This is a genomic window from Kocuria varians, assembly GCF_006539885.1.
Taxonomy (GTDB): Bacteria; Actinomycetota; Actinomycetes; order Actinomycetales; family Micrococcaceae; genus Kocuria; species Kocuria varians.
Genome location: NZ_BJNW01000001.1, coordinates 1 through 20,344 on the forward strand (window position 1 = coordinate 1; position 20,344 = coordinate 20,344).

Below are 20,344 nucleotides of genomic sequence, written 5' to 3' on the forward strand. Positions count from 1 at the left end.
CGACGCGGCCGGCTGCCCGGTCGGGGTGACGGTAGGCGGAGATCATGCGCTGGTAGATCCCCCAGGTGCACTCGACTTGCACGTGCCGGTCCCCAGCGAAGAGCTTGTCAAGGCGCTCGTGCTGGCGGTCGGTGAGCAGGTCAGCCCCGGTGTGCAGGGTCCGCCGCGCGGTGTAGAGCGGGTCGCCCTTGCGTCCGCGGTGTCCGTGCAGTTCCTGCTGGACTCGGCGGCGGCACTCATCGAGAGCGTCCCCGGCCAACCGGATGACGTGGAAGGGATCCATAACCGTGACGGCGTCCGGCAGCTCCTCGGTGGTGGCGGTCTTGAAGCCCGCGAACCCCTCCATGGCCACGACCTCGATCCCATCGCGCCAAGCCCGGTCCCGCTCGGCCAGCCAGTCCTTCGGCAACTCGGGCCATCGACAGGTGGCCGACGACGATCCCGACCAGACCCCACCGCAGGCCGGCGCGGGAGATCTTGGCCCGCGGCGGCGCCGCAGCGGTGGTGTCCTGACGCCACACGTGCGAGCACTCCTTGCAGCGGTAGCGGCGCACGGTGAGCACCAGCGTGGTAGGGCGCCACCCGAACGGCTCGTGCGCCAACTCCCTGCTCACCGTGTCACGGGGCACGCCCTGGCAGCCGCACCGCCTGCACCAGTCGTCCGGCTCCACGACCCGGCACGCCAGCACGGACCGGTCAGGCTCGAGCAGCTGGCCGGTGACCTCCAGACCGAGGCCGTCGAGGCGGGTGAAGGTAGTCAGGTCAGGGCGCGTGAAGGTAGCGTCAGGCACGTCGAGGTCTTCCGGACGGGTTGTGTGAGAACTCCCATCATCGGAAGACCTCGACCCTCACCCCGACACCGACGCGCCGCCCCAGGTCGCACCACAGCTACACCCTCATCTGTGAAGAGCCGCTAACCCTCAGCTTCCCCGACCTTGCCGAGCACGCAAACCGAGTCCACCCCGAGCTTAAGACGCTCGTTCAGGAATTTTCCGAGGCCGACCGCGCCCGGTTCACAGAGTCAGCGTCACTGTGCGAGATGTGGATTGACCCCGAATTCAAGAAACTACTCAACACTCTTCAACTCGATGGCCGGCTGCCTAACATCGATACAAACATCGACGCCAACAATGATTTCAAGCGCGTCTTGACGTTTACGTTGCCGGAGGGCGGCGAGACTACGGATGTCCGCGATATCATCCAGCATGCATGGGCGGCAACGGTCGACACATACGCGGGCGCCCTCTGCCACCGAGCGAAAGAGATCGCGGCAGGAAACTCGAACTCGAGCTGGACCCCCGACCGAGCCACGAGCGCCCCCACTCTCTAGAGCGTAGGTCCACGTCAGGGCCTATTTCTCTGTCGAAGCGGTGTGAGGGGTAGAGGAGCTCGTCGAGCGCGCAATGGGCAAAGGCAGCGAAGCCGTCTACTCCGACGGCGACGACATGATCAAGCTCTGGCACGCTCAGCCGACGACATGAGCTGGTCGGCGTAGCCGATGAGACTGGTGATCAGCATGAGAACCTGGATGCAGTTGCACTTACTGAACTGACGCGAGGAGACGCCATGCACGCTCGCGTGGCGCGAGTAGTAGTTCGGCACCTTGTCGCCCTTGTGCTTCCAGAACTGCTCGTGGGCGTTCCAGATCGGCAGCCAGACCATCGCCTCGTGGACACCCATCTCGTCGATGGCGGCCGGCACGTCCGCGTCCTTCTTCCGATTCGTGATGAGGCGTCGGGCGGCCTGGTCGGGGTAGAAACGGTAGATGAGCGTGTCGAGCGTAACGGTGAACATCGCCTGGGCCGAGCGGAAGTGTCTAGAACGCATCGCGCCGAGCCCGTCGAGTACGAACTTCAGCTCGTCGCCGACTACGTCGCGGTTCGCCTGCTCAAGAACGGTAGCGCAGTCGTCGGTGATCGACTCGTAACAGTCGCCCAGCACCCGCCGACGGCCCGAGCGGTCCTGTGCCCGGAGCAGGCGGAGCGCTGTGCGGCCGCGAGGCACCAGGTAGAGCGGGATGCCCTCCTGCTCGAGGAACTCATGCACTTGATAGGCCTTGATCTCGTCTGCGTGGCTCCTCAGATTAGGCGGGAGGAGCGCACGGTTGAACCCGCGCAGCATCTGCGGGTCGAAGAGCGGCTTCAGGGAGCCGCGCAGCCCCTCGAGCATCGCGGCCTGCTGGCTCGCGATCTGCTTGAGCATCGGCTCGATCTCTGGGCTGACTCCGATGCCCTTCAGCGCCGAGAAGTCGATCATCGGAGCCGTGAACGTCGGTAGGCTCGCCACGATCGACGCCACCTGCGACTGGACCCGTTCGTTGTATGGCTCGAGCGCATTCTTGACCAGCACGTCGTAGTCAGGCAGCGCCGACTTCATCTGCTCCTGGAGGCGTCGGTTCAGCAGCCCCATGATGTCCCGCGCGTACGCCGAGGTGCCCGGGATCATTGCCTTCATCTGCTCTCGGATGGGCGCGACCATCTTCGCGACGGCGGCATCCATGCTGGGCATCAAAGACTGCGCGAACCTTGGCGGCAGTCGAAGCCTCGCCCCGACGTCCGCAGCAGAGTCTCCGTCTTGCTCGCTCTCCGAGTTGCGTTCCCTCTCTTGGGCAGGCTTGAGATCGTCCTCACGGTCATCGTTGTGTGTCATGACACTCTCCTGGTCGCCACGCTCGCTCGAACCGACGTTGCATCATCGAGACCGTTGTCGGCACTCTCAGAGACTCTTGGGCGCTCTACATCGCTGAGTCGGTGGCACCCAGTTGTGCGGCCACTTGAGAGGCGAAGGTCGGATCGACGTGGATGCGGGCGACGACGTCGTCAGCGATCTTGTCCACATCAAGAGGCACGTCTGGGCCGTCGTACTCCACCGACTGCGCGGGCCAGTGGAAATCGACCCGCGGGGTGTAGGCGCTCTCTCCGTCGTCGCCGTAGGCAGTGAGGACATGATCAAAGACAAGCCGCACCTTCGAGGAGAAGATGTCGAGCGTGTAGGGAGTCTCGGGCAGCTCTTGGTCCAGGACTCGTCGGATCGTGCTATCGACGTCATTCATCACGTCGACCTTGCGTCGCCAGTCTTGGACTAGTTTGTCATGGAGATGTTCCAGCAACTTCTTTGCGCTGGCCTTCACCGTGTCGCGCTCGTCGTCGGTGAGCACCGGATCGGGCTGGGTCAGCAGGTCGAAGATCGCTAGCTCTTCCTCGGTCATTCCCTCACGAGCCGACCGTTCTTCCTCCTCGGTCAGGTTCTGCGACAGCTCGATCAAGCGCCGCAGGTACTCGTCGATGTTCACGCTGCCGGAGTTGTAGTCGTCGATCAGCTGCTCGATCCGCTCGACGAGTTCGTACCGGGTGGGGTTGCGCGTCGCCGAGGCGATGGCCTGTTGGCGTAGCAGTTGCGCCAGTCGGTCCGTCTCGGCTCGCTTGCGACCAGCGAACTTGGTCGCCAGGCCCTCGAAGTCGATCTGTGACAGGTCAATGAGCGGATCGGGTTTGGTCCCCTCGGCAGCGGCTCGGATGACATATTCCTCTGCACCTACGGAGCGGTCGAGCAGTGCGTCCACCGCATCCGTGACCGAACCGAGGTCCGCCTCGGCCGGCCGTGTGACCTCCGCGATGCGCTCGGCGAGCACCCTGATCGCTGCGACGTTGCGTTGCTGCGCAGCAGCCTTGGGGTCGGGCAGGAGGGCCTTGAAGAGCTTGCGCACCTGGCGCGCCTTCTGCTGGAAGTCGGTGCGTGTGTCCTCGTCGACGAGCAGCGCCTCGACAGCTGCGTCGCGCTTGGCGACGTGGTCGAATCCTTCGGCGTCGCGCATCGCAGCAAGGTCGACTCCGACGCCGGTGCAGAAGGCGAACAGGTCGGCCACGGCAGCGTCCAGCTCGGCGGCGAGGGCGTCGATGATTTCGATCGGTGAGTCGCCGGCGTTCGCGGCCCCGTAGATCGCCAACGCCTTCTCCAGGTTCCGGAAGACACCGACGTAGTCGACGATCAACCCGTTGTCCTTCTCCGGGAAGACCCGGTTGGCCCTGGCGATCGTCTGCATCAACGTATGATTACGCATCGGCCGGTCGAGGTAGACCGTCGAGACACTGGGCGCGTCGAAGCCGGTCATCCACATCGCGCAGACGAACACGAGCCGCAGCGGGTCCTGGGCGTCCTTAAACTTCTCGGCCAGGTCCTCGCGGATCATCCGCTCGCGGTGCGGTCGGATGTCGAGGCCCTGTTCGTCAAGCATCTTCAGCTCGTTCTGGCTCTGCGAGACCACGACCGCCATGTCGGTGGTCTCCATGAGCTCGATCCGCGATGCCAGCCACGGACGCTCGAGCTCTGGCAACGCGTCATGCTCCGCCTTCAGGTCAGCCAGATGCTCGGTCCAGGCTTCTCGGACGAGGTTGTACATCCGCACGGCTGCGGCCTTGTCGAGCCCGACGTACATCGCCTTGCCGGTGAAGCCCCGGCCGACGAAGTGGGTCACGAGGTCCTTGGCGATCGTCTTCAGGCGCTCAGGACGTGTCAGCAGCGTGTATTGCGTACCGAACGCCCGAGCGAGCTGGCCCTCGGCGTCCTCGTCGAGCTCGGCCTCCTCGAGGAGTTCGTTGAGTTCCTCGGAGAAATTCTCGTTGACCAGCTGCAGCTCGGGAATGCGGTTCTCGTAGTACAACGGGACCGTCGCGCCGTCCTCGATCGCGTCGCGGAAGTTGTAGACGCTGACGTAGTCGCCGAACTGCTCGCGCGTGGCCTGCTCCTCACCGGCGATCAGCGGTGTGCCGGTGAAGCCCATCATCGAGGCGTTCGGTAGCGCAGTGCGCATGTTCAGGGCGAGTGTGTCGTACTGGCTTCGGTGCGCCTCGTCGGTGATGACGATGACATCCGAACGGGTTGAGAGAACCGGCATCTGCCGCTCCCCCAACGCCTTCGACGGCTGGAACTTGTGGATCAACGTGAACACGTACCGGTGGTCAGCCGCCAGCAGCTCACGCAGGTGCGCCACGGAGTCTGCGTGCACCCTGGCCTCGGGCGAGATCGCCCCGGCGTCGGCGAACTCCCCGTGGAGCTGAGTGTCGAGCTCGGTGCGGTCGGTGACCATGACAAACGTCCACCTGCCCGGCACCCGTCGCAGCACCTTCTGGCTGAACCACAGCATCGACAGCGACTTGCCCGAGCCCTGGGTATGCCAGAAGACTCCCAGGCGCTTGTCCTGCTCAGCACGCGCCCGGTGCAGGTTCTCGATCGCCGCGTTGACTCCGAGGTACTGGTGGGACCGAGCGATCACCTTGATCAGGCCACCGGGACGCTCCATGTAAGCAACGAAGTTTTCCAGCAGGTCCAGCAGCACCGCCGGGTGGCAGGTGCCGCGCAGCGCGGTCTCCAGTGCGACCGCACCGCGGGTGCCGTGGGCGTCGATGACTTTCCAGTCATTGAAGAATTCGAAGGACGAGTACGTGGAGCCGACCTTGGCCACGGAACCGTTGGAGAGCACCACGAAGCAGTTCGGGATGAACAGCTGAGGGATGGTGTCGCGGTAGTCCGTCAGATTGTTGGCGTAAGCCGCCTTGACCGACTCGTTGGGCTCCTTGAACTCCATCAGTACCAACGGGATACCGTTGATGAACAGCACCAGGTCCAGGCGTCGGCTGTGCAGGTTGCCCTTGACCCAGAGCTGCTGCACGGCCAGCAGGTCGTTGTTCGATGAATCCTTGAAGTCGAGGAACCGTAAGGTCTCAATCTGCTTCGTGCCCTGGTCGTCAGTCCACTCCGCCAGATAGCCGTCACGCAGCAGGTCATGGACTTCCCGATTGGCGCGGACCCGGTCCATGGCTGTGCGGTCCTTCGTCAGCACCTCGATCGCCTCGTTGATAGCGATATCGGGCACGTATTCAGAGTTGATCTTGCGCATAGCAAGCCGCAGCCGGTGAACGAGCACGACATCACGTTGGGAGTCGCGCCCCAGGCTGCCCTCGGGTCCCAAGATCTCCTGGAAGGCGTCGACTGGAGTCCAGCCGAGCTCCGCCAGAAGCTCGATGCTCGGCTTCTCGACGTACCAGTATTCCGGGCCCGTGGGAGTCATTGCGCCACCGCGCTCTCTTCGGTTGAGCCCGTCGAAATCACCGCATCAAGATCGAGCGACGACACGTCGATCTGTCCAGTTACCAACTTCGGCAGCAGAAGATCCCGCACCTCTGCGAGTTTCTCGTTCTGCGACATGAGGCCGGTCGCGTGGGATCCGAGGGGATCGACAAGGGCCTGAAATGAGTCAAGCACCTGCACATCCGGGAGCAGGAAAGGTTGCGCATACGCGGCCTCACGGCTGAGTCCCGGGACGGCGGCATGGGAGTTAGTGAATGCCGTCCGGCGCAACTGCTCGGAAACGAACCTCAACGGCAAGTCAGTCTGCACAAAGTAGGCAGTGTCGATGGGCCAGCAGGGTCCGTCGACCCAGTGAACGCTACCGACGTTGCCCTTGCGTCCAACAACGATCGCAGGACCGTCGACGAACGACTCATCGTGCCAGCCCACGACTCCGGCAGAACTCACAACCGCCACGCCGCCTCCACGTCTGGCGCTAGCCTTGAGCGCCTTGCCGTACTTAAGTTCCAGAGCGTCACCTATTGTCGCTGCGCGCCACCCCTCGGGAATCGGTCCGACGACCGAGTCGACCATGGGCACGTCCTCGTGGCCAGGAAAGCGGAACTTCACGAACCACTCACGGTAGATGGCCCGCGCCATCTCCTCCAGCACCTCCACGCGCCGCCGATTGTTTTCGATGAGCTCATCGACAGACGCGAGGATCTCACCGACTGACTGCTGCACTCGGAGGTCCGGGAAGGCAATCCGCACGCGGTAGAGACGCTCGGGCGCGGTGTGTCGAACAGTTGCACCGGTTGCAGTGGCGCGAACCTGGCTTCGTGCCGTGTCCGAAAGCATCGAGTAGTACAGAAATCGCTCGTCCACCTTCGCGCCCGGCTTTATCTGGACAAGGCCGAGTCGCTGGTTGTGAAGCATGGACGGCTTGGCAGGCACGAACGCTGGCGACCCGAGGATGGGAGCGGACTGTGTGAGGTCGGTCATGACGACGACCATGTCGCCAGGCGCTAGTTCAAACTCCGGCGGGTAGGTGCCGGTGTAGTAGTCGTCCTTGCCGGGGCGAAGCTTGAGCCCGCCCCCGATCGGGAAGTTGCCCGGCTTCAGCACGAGTTTGTCGCCGGTCGCGGCAAAGTGCTCGCCCTTGAAGGCATAGCCGTGCTTCACGTGAATCAACTCGCCCAGCGTTGTCGTCGGCCACTCACTCATGCGTCGAGGATCCCTTGAACCGCAGCATCGACCTTCGAACGCAGGACATCACCCTCGTCGCTCAGCGTCGCGAACTCCTCGTACAGCGCCGTAAGGTCGCCTATAAAGTCGACTTCACGCACGTCGACTGCAACAGTGCCGGTGTAGCGGCCGGGGTTCAGGCTCCAGCCTTGTGCTTCTATCTCGGCGCGGGTGGCGATCTTGCACAGGCCTCCGACGTCGACATACTTCCCGTCGGGGAAGTTCTCGGCCAACAGCGCTTCGCTGCCGTCGACGGTCTCGACGTCCTCGCCACGGTAGAGCCGCACCACATTGGCTAGGAACTCGATCTGATCGGCTGTGAAGTCACGGTGGGCGCGGTCGATCTGCCGGAAGATGTGGCGAGCGTCGAGGAACAATACGGTGTCCTCGCGCGGGGTGCCGACCTTGGCCTTGTCAAGGAACCACAATGTCACCGGCAGGGTAACCGTATAGAAGAAGTTGGAACTAATCGCGACCATCACGTCCACGGTGCCGGACTCGATCAGTTGCTTGCGGATCTCCTTCTCAGAGTGGCCCGCGTCGCCTGCGGAGTTCGCCATGACGAAGCCGGCACGGCCGGTCGGGGACAGCGCGGCGTAGAACTGCTGGATCCACAGGAAGTTGCCGTTATCGGCCCTGGGCAGGCCGAACGGGAACCGCCTGTCACCGGCGAGCTGGTCCTTCTTGATCTTGTCTACGTTGAAGGGCGGGTTGGCCATCACGTAGTCGAAAGCACCCACGGCGCTGTGCGGGTCCTCGTAGTAGCTGTTGGCCTGCCGGATGTCCCCGGACAACCCGTGCAATGCCAGGTTCATCTTGGCCAGCGGGACGGTGTCGTCGGTCTTTTCAACACCGAGAATAGAGAGTTGGCGGCTGGCCGATTCGTTGTGGCGCTCGACGAACTTCGCACACTGGACAAACATGCCGCCCGACCCGCAGGCAGGGTCGAACACGCGCCCCTGGAAGGGCTCGAGGATCTCGACGATGAGCCGGACGATGGAGTACGGGGTGAAGTACTCGCCGCCGCCCTTCCCTTCCTGCGCGGCGAAGTTGGACAGGAAGTCCTCGTAGATGAATCCGAAGGCGTCACCCGAGAGCTGGGTGGGCAACGGCGCGAAGAGTCGAAGCAGCTCGATCAAGGTCGAGCGCTCGAGCTTCCGGTACCCGCGCGGCAGGATGTCCTTCAGCTCCGGGTTGGCTGCCTCGATGGCATTGATCGCATCGTCGGTGGCTTTACCGACGTCATCACCCTCGGGAAGATCGACCAGGCTGGACAGCCGTGACTCGTCGGGGACGTAGAGCACCGATCTGGCCTTGTAGTCGGCGGCCGTCGCCGGGTTCCGAGCACTGGCCTTCGACTCGACCACCCCACGCACGGCCTCGAAGCGGTTCTCCGCGTACGCGAGGAAGACAAGCCCCAGGACGGGGTCGCGGTACTGGACGGGGGTGAGCTTGGAGTTGGCGCGCAACTCGTCAGCTGCAGCCCATAGGGTGCTGCGGACCTTGCCGAGGTCGACCGTCTTCACTTCTTTCCTCCAGAGGTTAGTCCGCTACGGAACTCCACCACATCCCCATCCTGCATCACGTACTCCTTGCCCTCCATGCGCACCTTGCCCGCGGCCTTCGCGTCGGCCATGGATCCGGCGGCCACGAGGTCGTCGTAGGAGACGATCTCCGCCTTGATGAAGCCCCGCTCGAAGTCCGAGTGGATCACCCCGGCGGCCTTGGGCGCGGTGTCGCCCTGGTTGATGGTCCACGCGCGGGCCTCCTTGGGGCCGGCGGTGAGGTAGGTCTGCAGGCCCAGGGTGGAGAAGCCCACTCGGGCCAGCTTGTCCAGGCCGGACTCGTCCTGGCCCTCCATCTCCAGCATCTCGCGGGCCTCCTCCTCGGAGAGCTCCACCAGATCCGCTTCCAGCTTGGCGTCCAGGAACACGCACTGCGCGGGCGCCACCAGCGCCTCCAGCTCAGCCTGACGCTCGGGTGAGGACAGCACGCCCTCGTCCGCGTTGAACACGTAGATGAACGGCTTGGCGGTGAGCAGGTTCAGCTCACGCAGGTTGTCGGTGTCGAGCTTCTCGGGCCCGGCAGCCTCGAAGATCGTGCGGCCCTCCGCCAGCACCTTCTCCGCGGCCTGGTACGCCGCGAGCTGCTCGGGCGAGCCCTTCTTGATCTTGACCTGCTTCTCGAGCTTGGGAATGGCGTTCTCGAGGGTCTGCAGATCGGCCAGAATCAGCTCGGTGTTGATGGTCTCGCGGTCCGAGGCCGGGTCGATCTTGCCGTCCACGTGGATCACGTCCGGATCGTCGAACACACGGATGACCTGGGCGATCGCGTGGGCCTCACGGATATTGGCCAGGAACTGGTTGCCCAGCCCCTCCCCCTCGGACGCGCCCTTCACGATGCCCGCGATGTCCACGAAGGACACCGTTGCCGGCACGATCTTCTGCGAGTCGAACAGCTCCGCGAGCTTGTCCAGCCGCTCGTCCGGCAGGTTCACCACGCCCACGTTCGGCTCGATGGTCGCGAACGGATAGTTCGCGGCGAGCACCGTGTTGCGCGTGAGCGCGTTGAACAGGGTTGATTTTCCGACGTTCGGCAGACCGACGATTCCAATAGTAAGAGCCACGGTCCGCCATCTTACCGGGGCCGCCCGACGACGCCGCCACGCGACTCCGCGGCCCATCCCACCCCTGACACATGTCACGCCCCACTCGTGACAATCAACAGTTCAGCGCCGACCCGCCGCACGGGAATCTGGACCCATGAACACCACACACCCACCGCAGCCCCACTCCCCCGCCATCCAGGCGCAGGATGCCGTCAAGACCTTCCGCACACGCTCCGAGACGGTCCGCGCCGTGCAGGGTGTCTCGCTGGAGATCCCGCGCGGCGGCGTCGTCGCCCTGCTGGGGCCGAACGGCGCCGGAAAGACGACCCTGCTGGACATGGTGCTCGGCATGAGCGAGCCCACCTCCGGGGCGGTGAGCGTGTGCGGCGAACGCCCGCGCGCGGCCGTGGCCCACGGGAAGGTGGGCGCGGTGCAGCAGGTGGGCGGGCTGCTCGCGGACCTGAGCGTGCGCGAGACCGTGACCATGATCGCGTCCCTCTACCCGGACCACCTGCCCGTGGACGAGGCGCTGGAACGGGCGGGAGCGGCGTCGTTCGCGCGCCGGAAGGTGTCCAAGTGCTCGGGCGGGCAGCAGCAGCGCGTCCGCTTTGCCCTGGCCCTGCTCCCGCGCCCCGAGCTGCTCGTGCTGGACGAGCCGACCGCGGGCATGGACGTGCAGTCCCGCACCGAGTTCTGGGACGCGATGCGCGCCGAGACCGAGCGCGGGCTCACGGTCGTGTTCGCCACGCACTACCTCCAGGAGGCGGAGGACGTCGCCGAGCGGATCGTCCTCATGGATGCCGGGCGCGTCACGTTCGACGGCTCAGTGGACGAGCTGCGCTCCATGTCTCGGCACCACACCGTCTCCTTCGTGTGGCCACCGGGCGAACCACTGCCCGAGTTCGCGGGCGCCACCGTCTCGCGCCGCTCGGAGTCCCGCGTGCACCTGCGCACCGAGGACGCGGACGCCCTCGCGCGCGAGCTGCTGACCCGCACCCCCGCGAGCGCCCTGGAGATCTCCCGCGGCGGCCTGGACGAGGCGTTCGCGGCGTTGATCCATCGAGACGACGCCGCCGCGTGAGCCCGCGCGCAGCGCACCGCGGGTGACCGCACCGTTCTCCCGCCCCTCCCCGCGCCCCGCAGCTCGCGCGCCCATAACCGCACCCAGACCCCAAGGAGCCCGTCATGTCCCTGACCTACACCGCCCACGACGTGCGGCGGAACCTCCGCTCGATCCCCAACCTGGTGTTCGTGGCCCTGCTGCCCGCCGTGCTGTTCATCCTGTTCGGCGCGGTGCAGGGCTGGTCCGACGCCCGCCTGCCCGGGGGCAACGTCTCCGCGTACGTGATGGTGTCGATGGCCGTGTACGGGGCCGTCACCGCCACCACCGCCATCTCCGCCGGCGCGGCCGTGGAACGGTTGCAGGGCTGGGGCCGGCAGCTCGCCCTGACCCCCATGGGCACGGGCGGCTACGCGGCCACCAAGGTGGCGGTGGCTCTGCTGATCGCCGTGCTGCCCGTGGTCATCGTGTTCCTAGTGGGAGCGTTCACCAACGCCTCGATGGACGACCTCTGGCGCTGGGCGCTGGCCGCCGTGCTGTGCGTGGTGGTCTCCGTGGTGTTCGCGTTCTACGGGCTGGCCGCGGGCCTGATCTTCCGCTCGGACACCGCAGTGGGAGCCGCCACCGGCGCCCTGGTGGTGTTCGCGTTCTTTGGCAACGTGTTCATGCCGCTCTCCGGCGGGATGCTGGCCGTCGCCCGCTTCACCCCCATGTATGGAATCGTGGGCATTGCCCGCTATCCCGTGACCGAAGGTGAGGTGGCCACCATGGGCGGTGCCCCGCAGACCGACAGCCTGCTGTGGCTCGTGGTCAACGCCGTGGCCTGGGCCGCCGTGTTCGGGATCATCGCGCTGCTAGCAGCCCGATCCTCCATGGGCCGCCGATGAGCGCCGCCACGCGGACCGCCCCGCGCCCACGCACCGAGGAACCCGAGCACCATTGGTCCGACCTGCTGTTTGCCACCGTCTGGCTCGTGTTCCTCGTGATGCCCGCCGCGGCACTGCTGCAGAGTGACGAGTCGGTCTGGGCCACTGCCCTGGGACTGCTCGGACTGGTGCTCTTCGCCGGGCTCTACACGCTCTCCTGGATCCGGCAGATCCTGGTCCCGCGCCTGAGCGTGCTGGGCAACGCCGTGCTGTGGTGCGTGGTCCTGCTGGTGCCGCTGACCCTGCTGCTGCCGGCCTCGCCGTGGGGCATGACCTACACGGCCCCGTTCTTCGTGGCCGTGTGCGCGTTCCGGCTGCCCCTGCGCCAGGGCATCCTGGCCTCGCTCCTGATCGAGGTGGCGGCCCTGGTGCCGCTGCTCATGCTGCTCCCCCGGGAGCAGTGGTTCTGGCCGCTGTTCGGCCTGGTCCTGCCCGGGCCGATCATTCTGCTCTCCCGCTTCGCCGTGGAACGCTCCGAGACCCATGAGCGCCTGGCCCGCGAGCTCGCGGTCTCCCGGCAGCGCGAGGCCGTGGGTCGGGACGTGCACGACATCCTGGGCCACTCCCTCACGGTCATCACCGTCAAGACGCAGCTCGCCCAGCGGCTCGTGGAGACGGACCCGCAGCGCGCCGTCGCCGAGCTGAACGACGTCCTGGCCCTGTCCCGCGAAGCCCTCACCGACGTCCGCTCCACGGTGGGCAGGCTGCGCGACCTGGATCTGGGGGTGGAGCTCGTCCAGGCGCGCGCGGCCCTGCGCGCCGCCGGGATCACCCCGCACCTGCCGTCCTCGGTCCCGCCCCTCGACGCCGTCACCCGTTCCGTGTTCGCATGGATCCTGCGCGAGGCCGTGACCAATGTGGTTCGCCACTCGGGCGCCGCTCACTGCCGCGTCACGGTCACCGGTTCGTCGCTGCGCATCGCGGACGACGGCGCACGGGCTGCGGGTGCCCTCACTCACCACTCAGCCCGGACCGACACCGTCGCTCGTCCGGGCGGCGAGGCGCCCTCGACGAGCCCTCCGCGCCCCGACGACGCCGCGGCGGATGTGCCCGACCGGGCCAGTGTGGGGCACGTCGGCCCGGACTCGCCGCGGCCGGTGCGGGCCGGGGACCGCGGTGAGGCGGCGTCGTCGTGCTCCGGACCCGAGGCGAGCACCGGGGGCGGTGCCGCCGAACCGGAGCTGCGAGAGGGCAACGGCATCCGCGGCATGAAGGAGCGGGCTCGGGCTGCGGGATGTGAGGTGACGGTCGCGCGGGATCCCCGGGGCGGCACGATCGTGGAGGTGAGGCGGGCATGACCGAGATCCGAGTGCTGATCGCGGACGACCAGGCCCTCGTGCGCGCCGGACTGGCCGCTCTGCTGGACCTGGAACCGGACATCACCGTGGTGGCCCAGGCCGCCGACGGTGCCGAGGCGGTCGCTATTGCCGGGGAGCTCCCCGTGGACGTGGCCCTGCTGGACATCGAGATGCCCGGCCTCACCGGGCTGGAGGCCACCGAGCGAATCGTGGCTGCCGGGCGCGGGACGCGGTGCCTGATGGTCACCACGTTCGACCGCCCCGGCTACCTGCGGCGCGCGTTCGACGCCGGGGCGTCCGGCTTCGTGGTCAAGGACACCCCCGCTGCGGAGCTCGCGGAGGCCATCCGGAAGGTGCACGCCGGGCTGCGCGTGGTCGACCCGGCGCTGGCCGAGAAGTCCCTGCTGGCCGGGCCGAACCCCCTGACCCCGCGGGAGCAAGACGTGCTGCGCGAGGCGTCCCACGGGGCTTCGGCGGGGCAGATCGGGCGGGCCCTGCACCTCTCCGCGGGGACGGTGCGCAACCACCTGTCCTCGGCGATCGGCAAGACCGGAACAGCCAACCGGACCGAGGCGGTGGCCGTCGCCGCGCGCAACGGGTGGCTGTAGCCCTCCGGATCCGGTGACGAGCCCCGCCGGGGCGCTTATGCGTGTCGGACGGAATTGTCATGGTGAGCGCATGGATGCTTCGGTGATGGCTCAGGTGTGGTGGTTGTGGGCGCTGTTCGCCCTCGTGGTGGGTGTGGTGCTGGGGTACGTGCTGGCCCACCAGAAGTCCACGGCGCTGGAGACCGAGCTGGAGGAGGCCCGGGGGCAGCGGCTCGCCGCCCTGCAGGACGCTGCCTCCGCTCAGGCCGCGGCCGAGCAGCTCGAGCAGCGTGTGGAGTCCCTCGAGGCGCGGGCCGTGCAGGACCAGGACGTCATGCGGGCGCTGGCACCGCTCAACGACCAGCTCTCCTCCGTAGGACGGCACGTGAACCAGCTGGAGCGGGACCGTGCGCAGCAGTTTGGGGCCGTGGCCCAGGCCCTGGAAGCGGCCCGCACCACGGACCAGCAGCTGCTGCACGCCACCACCTCCCTGGAGGGCTCCCTGCGCTCCACCACCGCCCGCGGTGCATGGGGTGAAATGCAGCTGCGCCGCGTGGTGGAGGCGGCAGGCATGACACGCCACGTGGACTTCACGGAGCAGACGGTGCGCTCCACGGAGTCCGGCACCCAGCGCCCGGACATGGTGGTCAACCTGCCCGGCGCGCAGACCGTGGTGGTGGATGCGAAGGCCCCCATGTCCTCCTACCTTGACGCCCAGGCCGTCCCCTCGGACGGCTCCCCCGAGAACGAGCAGCGCCGCGCCCAGCTGCTCGCCGCCCACGCCAAGGCCCTGCGGGCGCACGTGAACACGCTGGGCACCAAGAAGTACTGGTCCGCGGAGGAGAACTCCCCCGAGCTGGTGATGTGCTTCGTCCCGGTCGAGTCCGCCCTCGCGGCCGCGCTGGACGCGGATGCCTCCCTGCTGGATCACGCGGCGCGTGCGAACGTGGCCCTGGTGTCACCGGTGTCCCTGCTCGCGTCCCTGAAGGCCGTGGCGTTCAGCTGGCGTCAGGCCACCCTCACGGACAACGCCCGGGAACTGTACCGGCTCTCCCGGGAGCTCTACGACCGCATGGGCTCGGTGGGCAAGCACCTGTCCGACATGGGCGGTTCGCTGCGGCGCTCGGTGGAGGGCTACAACAAGCTCGTGGGTTCGCTGGAGTCACGAGTGCTGCCCTCGGCGCGCAAGATCGCCGAGCTAGACCCCACGACCACCGACTCCGAGGCACTGGAGACCAGGACCGTGGACTCGGCGCCCCGTCCGGTCACGGCCACGGAGTTCGTGAACGACTGACCGCCGCCCAGGGCAAGGGCCTGACGCCGGGGCTCAACGTGAGGAGTGGGTGCCGGGGCCCCGTAGGAGGGCCCGGCGCCACAGCTCAGCGCGAGGGCTTGGTGCCGCGGCCACCCAGACCGCGGGTGGTGTCCCCGTCCTTCGCGAGCTTGGCGCGCAGCTCCTTGGGCAGGGAGAAAAGGATGTCCTCCTGAGCGGTCACGACCTCCTCCACGGAGCCGTAGCCGTACTCGGCGAGCAGGTCGAGCACCTGCTGCACCAGCACCTCGGGCACGGACGCACCGGAGGTCACACCCACGGTGGCCACGCCCTCGAACCAGGACTCGTCCACCTGGTTCGCGAAGTCCACCCGCTCGGCGCGCGCGGCACCGTACTCCAGCGCCACTTCCTTCAGGCGCACGGAGTTGGAGGAGTTCGCGGATCCCACCACGATCACCAGGTCCGCCTGCGGGGCGATCTCCTTGATGGCCGTCTGGCGGTTGGAGGTCGCGTAGCAGATGTCGTCGCTCGGCGGGTCGATCATGTTGGGGAACTTGGCACGCAGCCGGTTCACCGTCTCCATGGTCTCGTCCACGCTGAGGGTGGTCTGGGACAGCCACACGACCTTGTCCGGGTCCCGCACCTCGAGGGTGTCCACGTCCTCCGGCGAGTTCACGATCTGGATGTGCTCGGGGGCCTCCCCGAACGTGCCCTCGACCTCCTCGTGGCCCACGTGGCCGATCAGGAGGATCTCGTAGTCGTTCTTGGCGAAGCGCACGGCCTCGCGGTGCACCTTAGTCACGAGCGGGCACGTGGCGTCGATGGTGTGGAGGTTGCGGTCGTGGGCGGACTGCACCACCGCCGGGGACACCCCGTGGGCGGAGAACACGACCAGCGCGCCCTCAGGGACCTCGTCGGTCTCCTCCACGAACACGGCGCCGCGTTCCTCGAGCGTCTGCACCACGTGCTTGTTGTGCACGATCTCCTTGCGCACGTACACCGGCGCACCGTAGTGCTCCAGCGCCTTCTCCACGGCGATCACGGCCCGGTCCACGCCCGCGCAGTAGCCGCGTGGCGCGGCCAGCAGCACCTTGCGCCCGCTGACCGGGGCGGCGTCGGCAATCTCCTGGGGAGTGCGACGCACCCGGGGAACGGTGGGCATGGAGAGGTCAACCACGGTGGACATGTCCTCCATCGTAAGTGACCGCACGGACACGCACCACGGCGCCGGTCACACCCACCACCGCCACCCCGGCAGCCCACATCATCGCCTCCACGCAGCGCGTGACGAACGAGTCCCGCAGCAGGGAGAAGATCTGCTCCGTGACCAGGTGGGCCACGGGATCCACGGCGGAGGCGTCCACCACGGTGCGGGTGGCCACGAGTCCCAGGCACAGCAGGATCCCGGCGCACACCACCCCGGCGGCCCCCACACCGGCGAGCGCCGTCCACCGCCGGGGTGCGCAGAGCACGCAGAGCACCGCGGCGGCACCGGCGAACCACGGCAGCACGTAGCGCCACTGGGCGAGCCGCACGAGAGCGTCCACCACCGGGCCGGTGTGCGCGCCGGGGACCGTGATCCGCAGGGCGTGGGCGTCGATGCCCGGGGAGATGCCCACGGTGTCCTGGACCTGGTGGTCCACCGCCCGGCCCAGAGCGCCGAGGTCCACCACGAGCTCGTCAGGAGCGGCACCGGCCGAGGGGGTGAGGGGGACGTTGGCGTCGTGGGTGTCGTTGAGCACCTGGATCCAGGTGCCCTCTTGCTCCGGCGCCGTGAGCCACGTGCGGGCGGCGTCCACCACGGCCGTGCGGAGCCTCTCGACGGCCCGGTCCACGGGGGCGATGCCGGTGTCCGCGTCCTGCAGCACGCCGAGCGTGGCGCGGTCCAGCACGGTGCCCACGAGCTCGTTCTGGAAGGAGGTCTCCGTGATCACGGCGGCGGCCGTGTCCTGGAACCCGGAGGGCGAGAGCACGTGGTCCTGCAGCCACGTGATCCCCAGCCACAGCGCGAATCCCGCCCCGGCCAGCACGGCCAGCAGCGCCGCGGCGAGGCTGCGGAGGGGTGCGGAAACGCGGGGGCGCGCGGAGGAGCTCACCGCTCCACTGTAGAGAGAACACGCTGTGCGTGTCCCCGGCGGGTGATACTCATGGACCATGGACACCTCGTTCCCCCACGACGCCGCGCCGCACGCCCACGGCGCCCCCGGGCAGCAGGAACCGCCCGCTGAGCTGCCCCGGCTGGCCCGGGACACCTCCCCGGAGAATCCCTGGCCGCTGAGCAAGCTCTCGCACGCTCTGCACGGCTGGGTCCAGAAGGCCCCGGACGCGTGGGTCGAGGGGCAGGTGATCGAGGTCAACGAGCGCGCCCGCGTCTGCTACGTGACGCTGCGCGACCTCCAGGAGGAGGCGTCCGTGAGCGTAACCCTCTTCAAGAAGGAGATGGCCCGCCTGGAGCGCCCGCTCGAACGGGGTTCACGCGTGGTCGTGAACCTCCAGGCGGACTTCTACGTCAAGACCGGTCGGCTCTCCATGCTGGGCCGGGACATCCGCCCCGTGGGCCTGGGGGACCTGCTGGAGCGCCTCGAACGGCTGCGCCGCGCCCTCGCGGACGAGGGTCTGTTCGACCCCGCCCGCAAGAAGCCCCTGCCCGTGCTGCCCCACCGCGTGGGCCTGATCACCGGGCGCAACTCGGACGCCGAGAAGGACGTGGTGCGCAACGCCACCAACCGCTGGCCGGGCGTGCAGTTCGAGATCCGTGAGGTCCCCGTCCAGGGCTCAGGCTCGGCACGCGCCGTCATCGGGGCGCTGGAGGAGCTCGACGCCATGGCCGAGGTGGACGTGATCGTGATCGCCCGCGGTGGCGGCGCCTTCGAGGACCTGCTCTCGTTCAGCGAGGAGTCCCTGCTGCGCGCGGTCTTCGCGGCCCGCACCCCGGTGGTCAGCGCGATCGGCCACGAGAACGACCAGCCCCTGCTGGACCACGTGGCGGACGTGCGGGCTTCGACCCCCACGGACGCCGGCAAGCGGATCGTCCCGGACGTCCAGGACGAGCGGCTGCGGATCCTGCAGGCGCGCGCCGCCCTGGACCGCGCCGTGAGCACGCTGATCGACCGGGAGCAGCAGGGCCTCGCCACCATGCGCTCCCGCCCGTCCCTGTCCCAGCCGGACGGCATGATCCTGGTGCGCGAGGAGGACCTGGACCGCTGGCGCTCCCGGGCGTGGTCCGCCGTGAACTCCCAGACACTGCGCGCGCAGGACGCCGTGTCCCAGATGCGGGCGCGCGTGCGGGCCCTGTCCCCGCAGCAGACCCTGGACCGCGGCTACGCGGTGGTGCAGGCCGCGGACGGTTCCGTCCTCACGGACGCGGACGACGCCGCCGCGGGCCAGGCGCTGGCCGTCCGGCTCGCGCGCGGCGAGCTGGGCGTCCAGGTGACCGGGACCAGCACTCGCCAGCCGGGCGAGCACTGAGCCCGGGGCGTCGAACCCGGCGCACAGGGCACAGCGCCCTGAGCCCGAGCACCGACCCCGAACGCTGAGCCCGACCGCACACCCCGAGCACCGGCACCAGCACCAGCACCAAGAACCGACCCCCGAGAACCCCACCGAAAGGAACACACCGTGGCACAGCAGGACCAGACCAGCGGCACGCAGCAGAACTCCCCCGCGACCGGGCCGGACCTCTCGGACGTGGACCACCTCGGCTACGAGCAGGCCCGTGAGCAGCTCGTGGACGTCGTGTCCCGACTCGAGGCCGGCGGCACGACCCTCGAGGAGTCCTTGACCCTCTGGGAGCGCGGCGAGGCCCTGGCCACCCGCTGCGAGCAGTGGCTCGACGGCGCCCGGGAACGGCTCGACGCCGCCCGCGCCCGTCGTGAGGACCGGGAGCAGGCGGCGTCGTCGTCGCAGGACTGAGGCGCACGCACGCCGCGTGACCCGTGAGCGCCGCCGCGTTCCGCGGCGCGCGAATCCCAGCGGCGTTCCACGGCGCCGCGGTGCGAGCGCGGGAGTGCGAGCGCGCGGCGACCCCTACTGCTGGTAGGTGGAGAGGAACTCCCCGAGCCGGTCCAGGGCCGTGTCCAGCATGTCCACGGCCGGCAGGGTGACCAGCCGGAAGTGGTCCGGCCTGCCCCAGTTGAAGGCGCTGCCGTGGCTCAGCAGGATCTTCTGCTCCTTGAGGAGGTCCAGGGCGAAGCGCTCGTCGTCCACGATGCCAAACTTCTCCACGTCCAGCTTGGGGAACAGGTAGAGCGCGCCGTAGGCCTGCTCGCACGTGACGCCGTCGATCTCGTTGAGCTTCCGGTAGGCGATGTCCCGCTGCGCCTTGAGCCGCCCGCCCGGCAGGATGAGGTCGTTGATGGACTGGTATCCGCCCAGCGCCGTCTGGATCGCGTGCTGCGCGGGAACGTTCGCGCACATGCGCATGTTGGCGAGCAGCTTGATGCCCTCCAGGTAGGACTCCGCGCGCCAGTTCGGGCCAGTGATCGCGAGCCACCCGGAGCGGTAGCCGGCCACGCGGTACGCCTTGGAGAGCCCCGAGAAGGTCAGGCAGAGCACGTCCTCGCCCGTGAGGCTGGCGGTGTTGATCATCTCCGCGCCGTCGTACGTGATCTTCTCGTAGATCTCGTCCGAGAACAGGATGAGGTCGTGCTCCTTGGCGAGGTCCACGATCTTCTGCAGGGTCTCGCGCGAGTAGACGGCACCCGTGGGGTTGTTCGGGTTGATGACCACGATGCCCTTGGTGCGCTCCGTGATCTTGGAGGCCATGTCCTCGAGGTCCGGGTTCCACCCGTTCTCCTCGTCGCACAGGTAGTGCACGGGCGTGCCGCCGGACAGCGCCACCGATGCGGTCCACAGCGGGTAGTCCGGGGACGGGATGAGGACCTCGTCCCCCGGGTTGCACAGCGCCTGCAGGGTCATGGTGATCAGCTCGGAGACGCCGTTACCCAGGTAGACGTCGTCCGTGTCCAGGTTCATGATCCCGCGCGTCTGGTAGTACTGCACCACCGCGGTGCGCGCGGAGTAGATGCCCCGGGAGTCCGAGTAGCCCTGCGCGTTGGGCAGGTTCTTGATCATGTCCACGAGGATGGCGTCCGGTGCCTCGAACCCGAAGGGTGCGGGGTTGCCGATGTTCAGGCGCAGGATGCGCTGACCGGCTGCCTCCATCTTCTCCGCCTGCTCCAGGACGGGCCCGCGGATGTCGTAGAGGACGTTCTGCAGTTTGTCGGACTGGTTCACCTTTGCCATGGGCCCAGACTACTCGCGGGTCTCCCGGCATCCGCTG

The 20,344-nt window shown here is 67.8% G+C and carries 16 protein-coding genes and 1 pseudogene; 8 read left to right on the forward strand and 9 right to left on the reverse strand.

The features are described 5' to 3' along the window. Nucleotides 1-791, reverse strand: a pseudogene (locus tag KVA01_RS00005) (transposase); the annotation flags it as partial. A gap of 20 nt (nt 792-811) precedes the next feature. On the opposite strand from KVA01_RS00005, the gene KVA01_RS00010 reads away from it, so the two are divergent. Next, nucleotides 812-1,330, forward strand: coding sequence for a hypothetical protein (locus KVA01_RS00010; RefSeq protein ID WP_233438708.1), 519 nt, complete (start codon nt 812-814; stop codon nt 1,328-1,330). 119 nt (nt 1,331-1,449) lie between these two features. On the opposite strand, the gene KVA01_RS00015 is transcribed toward KVA01_RS00010, so the two are convergent. The 5 genes from KVA01_RS00015 to ychF form a co-directional block, all read right to left on the reverse strand. Continuing rightward, entirely contained in the window at nt 1,450-2,649 is a 1,200-nt protein-coding gene (locus KVA01_RS00015; protein WP_141268358.1) for a hypothetical protein, read from the reverse strand. A gap of 85 nt (nt 2,650-2,734) precedes the next feature. Beyond that, on the reverse strand, nt 2,735-6,067 hold the full coding sequence (locus KVA01_RS00020) for a type I restriction endonuclease subunit R (protein WP_141268360.1): 3,333 nt from the start codon (nt 6,065-6,067) through the stop codon (nt 2,735-2,737). Next, nucleotides 6,064-7,290 carry a restriction endonuclease subunit S gene (locus KVA01_RS00025; protein WP_141268362.1) on the reverse strand — a complete coding sequence of 409 codons (1,227 nt, stop codon included), beginning with the start codon at nt 7,288-7,290 and terminating at the stop codon, nt 6,064-6,066. The genes KVA01_RS00020 and KVA01_RS00025 overlap by 4 nt, the downstream gene beginning before the upstream one ends. Further along, on the reverse strand, nt 7,287-8,837 hold the full coding sequence (locus KVA01_RS00030; RefSeq protein WP_141268364.1) for a type I restriction-modification system subunit M: 1,551 nt from the start codon (nt 8,835-8,837) through the stop codon (nt 7,287-7,289). Before KVA01_RS00030 ends, KVA01_RS00025 begins: the two co-directional genes overlap by 4 nt. Then, nucleotides 8,834-9,937: a redox-regulated ATPase YchF gene (gene ychF / locus KVA01_RS00035; RefSeq protein ID WP_141268366.1), complete on the reverse strand. Its 1,104-nt coding sequence runs from the start codon at nt 9,935-9,937 to the stop codon at nt 8,834-8,836. Before ychF ends, KVA01_RS00030 begins: the two co-directional genes overlap by 4 nt. A 136-nt stretch (nt 9,938-10,073) precedes the next feature. Between ychF and KVA01_RS00040 the strand changes: the two genes are divergently transcribed. The 5 genes from KVA01_RS00040 to KVA01_RS00060 all read left to right on the forward strand — a co-directional run bounded on the left by KVA01_RS00040 (nt 10,074) and on the right by KVA01_RS00060 (nt 15,084). Further along, nucleotides 10,074-11,000: an ABC transporter ATP-binding protein gene (locus tag KVA01_RS00040; RefSeq protein ID WP_141268368.1), complete on the forward strand. Its 927-nt coding sequence runs from the start codon at nt 10,074-10,076 to the stop codon at nt 10,998-11,000. Between the two features lie 104 nt (nt 11,001-11,104). Further along, nucleotides 11,105-11,866: an ABC transporter permease gene (locus KVA01_RS00045; RefSeq protein WP_141268370.1), complete on the forward strand. Its 762-nt coding sequence runs from the start codon at nt 11,105-11,107 to the stop codon at nt 11,864-11,866. After that, nucleotides 11,863-13,203 carry a sensor histidine kinase gene (locus KVA01_RS00050; RefSeq protein ID WP_141268372.1) on the forward strand — a complete coding sequence of 447 codons (1,341 nt, stop codon included), beginning with the start codon at nt 11,863-11,865 and terminating at the stop codon, nt 13,201-13,203. Before KVA01_RS00045 ends, KVA01_RS00050 begins: the two co-directional genes overlap by 4 nt. Next, the gene (locus KVA01_RS00055; RefSeq protein WP_141268374.1) at nt 13,200-13,811 is read left to right on the forward strand and encodes a response regulator transcription factor; all 612 of its coding nucleotides are present in this window, start codon (nt 13,200-13,202) and stop codon (nt 13,809-13,811) included. The genes KVA01_RS00050 and KVA01_RS00055 overlap by 4 nt, the downstream gene beginning before the upstream one ends. 70 nt (nt 13,812-13,881) lie before the next feature. Next, on the forward strand, nt 13,882-15,084 hold the full coding sequence (locus tag KVA01_RS00060) for a DNA recombination protein RmuC (protein WP_233438709.1): 1,203 nt from the start codon (nt 13,882-13,884) through the stop codon (nt 15,082-15,084). An 85-nt stretch (nt 15,085-15,169) separates the two neighbouring features. Here the strand turns inward: KVA01_RS00060 and KVA01_RS00065 are convergent, their stop codons facing one another. Together KVA01_RS00065 and KVA01_RS00070 are read right to left on the reverse strand one after the other, a co-directional pair. After that, nucleotides 15,170-16,249 carry a 4-hydroxy-3-methylbut-2-enyl diphosphate reductase gene (locus tag KVA01_RS00065; RefSeq protein ID WP_068466934.1) on the reverse strand — a complete coding sequence of 360 codons (1,080 nt, stop codon included), beginning with the start codon at nt 16,247-16,249 and terminating at the stop codon, nt 15,170-15,172. Continuing rightward, the gene (locus KVA01_RS00070; protein WP_068466932.1) at nt 16,233-17,159 is read right to left on the reverse strand and encodes a hypothetical protein; all 927 of its coding nucleotides are present in this window, start codon (nt 17,157-17,159) and stop codon (nt 16,233-16,235) included. The genes KVA01_RS00065 and KVA01_RS00070 overlap by 17 nt, the downstream gene beginning before the upstream one ends. A gap of 58 nt (nt 17,160-17,217) precedes the next feature. Between KVA01_RS00070 and xseA the strand changes: the two genes are divergently transcribed. Together xseA and KVA01_RS00080 are read left to right on the forward strand one after the other, a co-directional pair. Then, nucleotides 17,218-18,531: an exodeoxyribonuclease VII large subunit gene (gene xseA / locus KVA01_RS00075; RefSeq protein ID WP_068466930.1), complete on the forward strand. Its 1,314-nt coding sequence runs from the start codon at nt 17,218-17,220 to the stop codon at nt 18,529-18,531. A gap of 150 nt (nt 18,532-18,681) precedes the next feature. Continuing rightward, complete coding sequence (locus KVA01_RS00080) at nt 18,682-18,975, forward strand: exodeoxyribonuclease VII small subunit (protein ID WP_141268378.1); 294 nt, start codon at nt 18,682-18,684, stop codon at nt 18,973-18,975. A gap of 114 nt (nt 18,976-19,089) precedes the next feature. Here the strand turns inward: KVA01_RS00080 and KVA01_RS00085 are convergent, their stop codons facing one another. Then, complete coding sequence (locus tag KVA01_RS00085) at nt 19,090-20,307, reverse strand: pyridoxal phosphate-dependent aminotransferase (protein WP_068466926.1); 1,218 nt, start codon at nt 20,305-20,307, stop codon at nt 19,090-19,092. Nucleotides 20,308-20,344 lie beyond the last annotated feature (37 nt).

Excerpts from the sequence above, each read along its gene's own strand:
- KVA01_RS00015 (WP_141268358.1), bottom strand. The coding sequence starts at position 2,649 with ATGACACACAACGATGACCGTGAGGACGATCTCAAGCCTGCCCAAGAG.
- KVA01_RS00020 (WP_141268360.1), bottom strand. The coding sequence starts at position 6,067 with ATGACTCCCACGGGCCCGGAATACTGGTACGTCGAGAAGCCGAGCATC.
- KVA01_RS00025 (WP_141268362.1), bottom strand. The coding sequence starts at position 7,290 with ATGAGTGAGTGGCCGACGACAACGCTGGGCGAGTTGATTCACGTGAAG.
- KVA01_RS00040 (WP_141268368.1), top strand. The coding sequence starts at position 10,074 with ATGAACACCACACACCCACCGCAGCCCCACTCCCCCGCCATCCAGGCG.
- KVA01_RS00045 (WP_141268370.1), top strand. The coding sequence starts at position 11,105 with ATGTCCCTGACCTACACCGCCCACGACGTGCGGCGGAACCTCCGCTCG.
- KVA01_RS00050 (WP_141268372.1), top strand. The coding sequence starts at position 11,863 with ATGAGCGCCGCCACGCGGACCGCCCCGCGCCCACGCACCGAGGAACCC.
- KVA01_RS00055 (WP_141268374.1), top strand. The coding sequence starts at position 13,200 with ATGACCGAGATCCGAGTGCTGATCGCGGACGACCAGGCCCTCGTGCGC.
- KVA01_RS00060 (WP_233438709.1), top strand. The coding sequence starts at position 13,882 with ATGGATGCTTCGGTGATGGCTCAGGTGTGGTGGTTGTGGGCGCTGTTC.
- KVA01_RS00065 (WP_068466934.1), bottom strand. The coding sequence starts at position 16,249 with ATGTCCACCGTGGTTGACCTCTCCATGCCCACCGTTCCCCGGGTGCGT.
- xseA (WP_068466930.1), top strand. The coding sequence starts at position 17,218 with ATGGACACCTCGTTCCCCCACGACGCCGCGCCGCACGCCCACGGCGCC.
- KVA01_RS00085 (WP_068466926.1), bottom strand. The coding sequence starts at position 20,307 with ATGGCAAAGGTGAACCAGTCCGACAAACTGCAGAACGTCCTCTACGAC.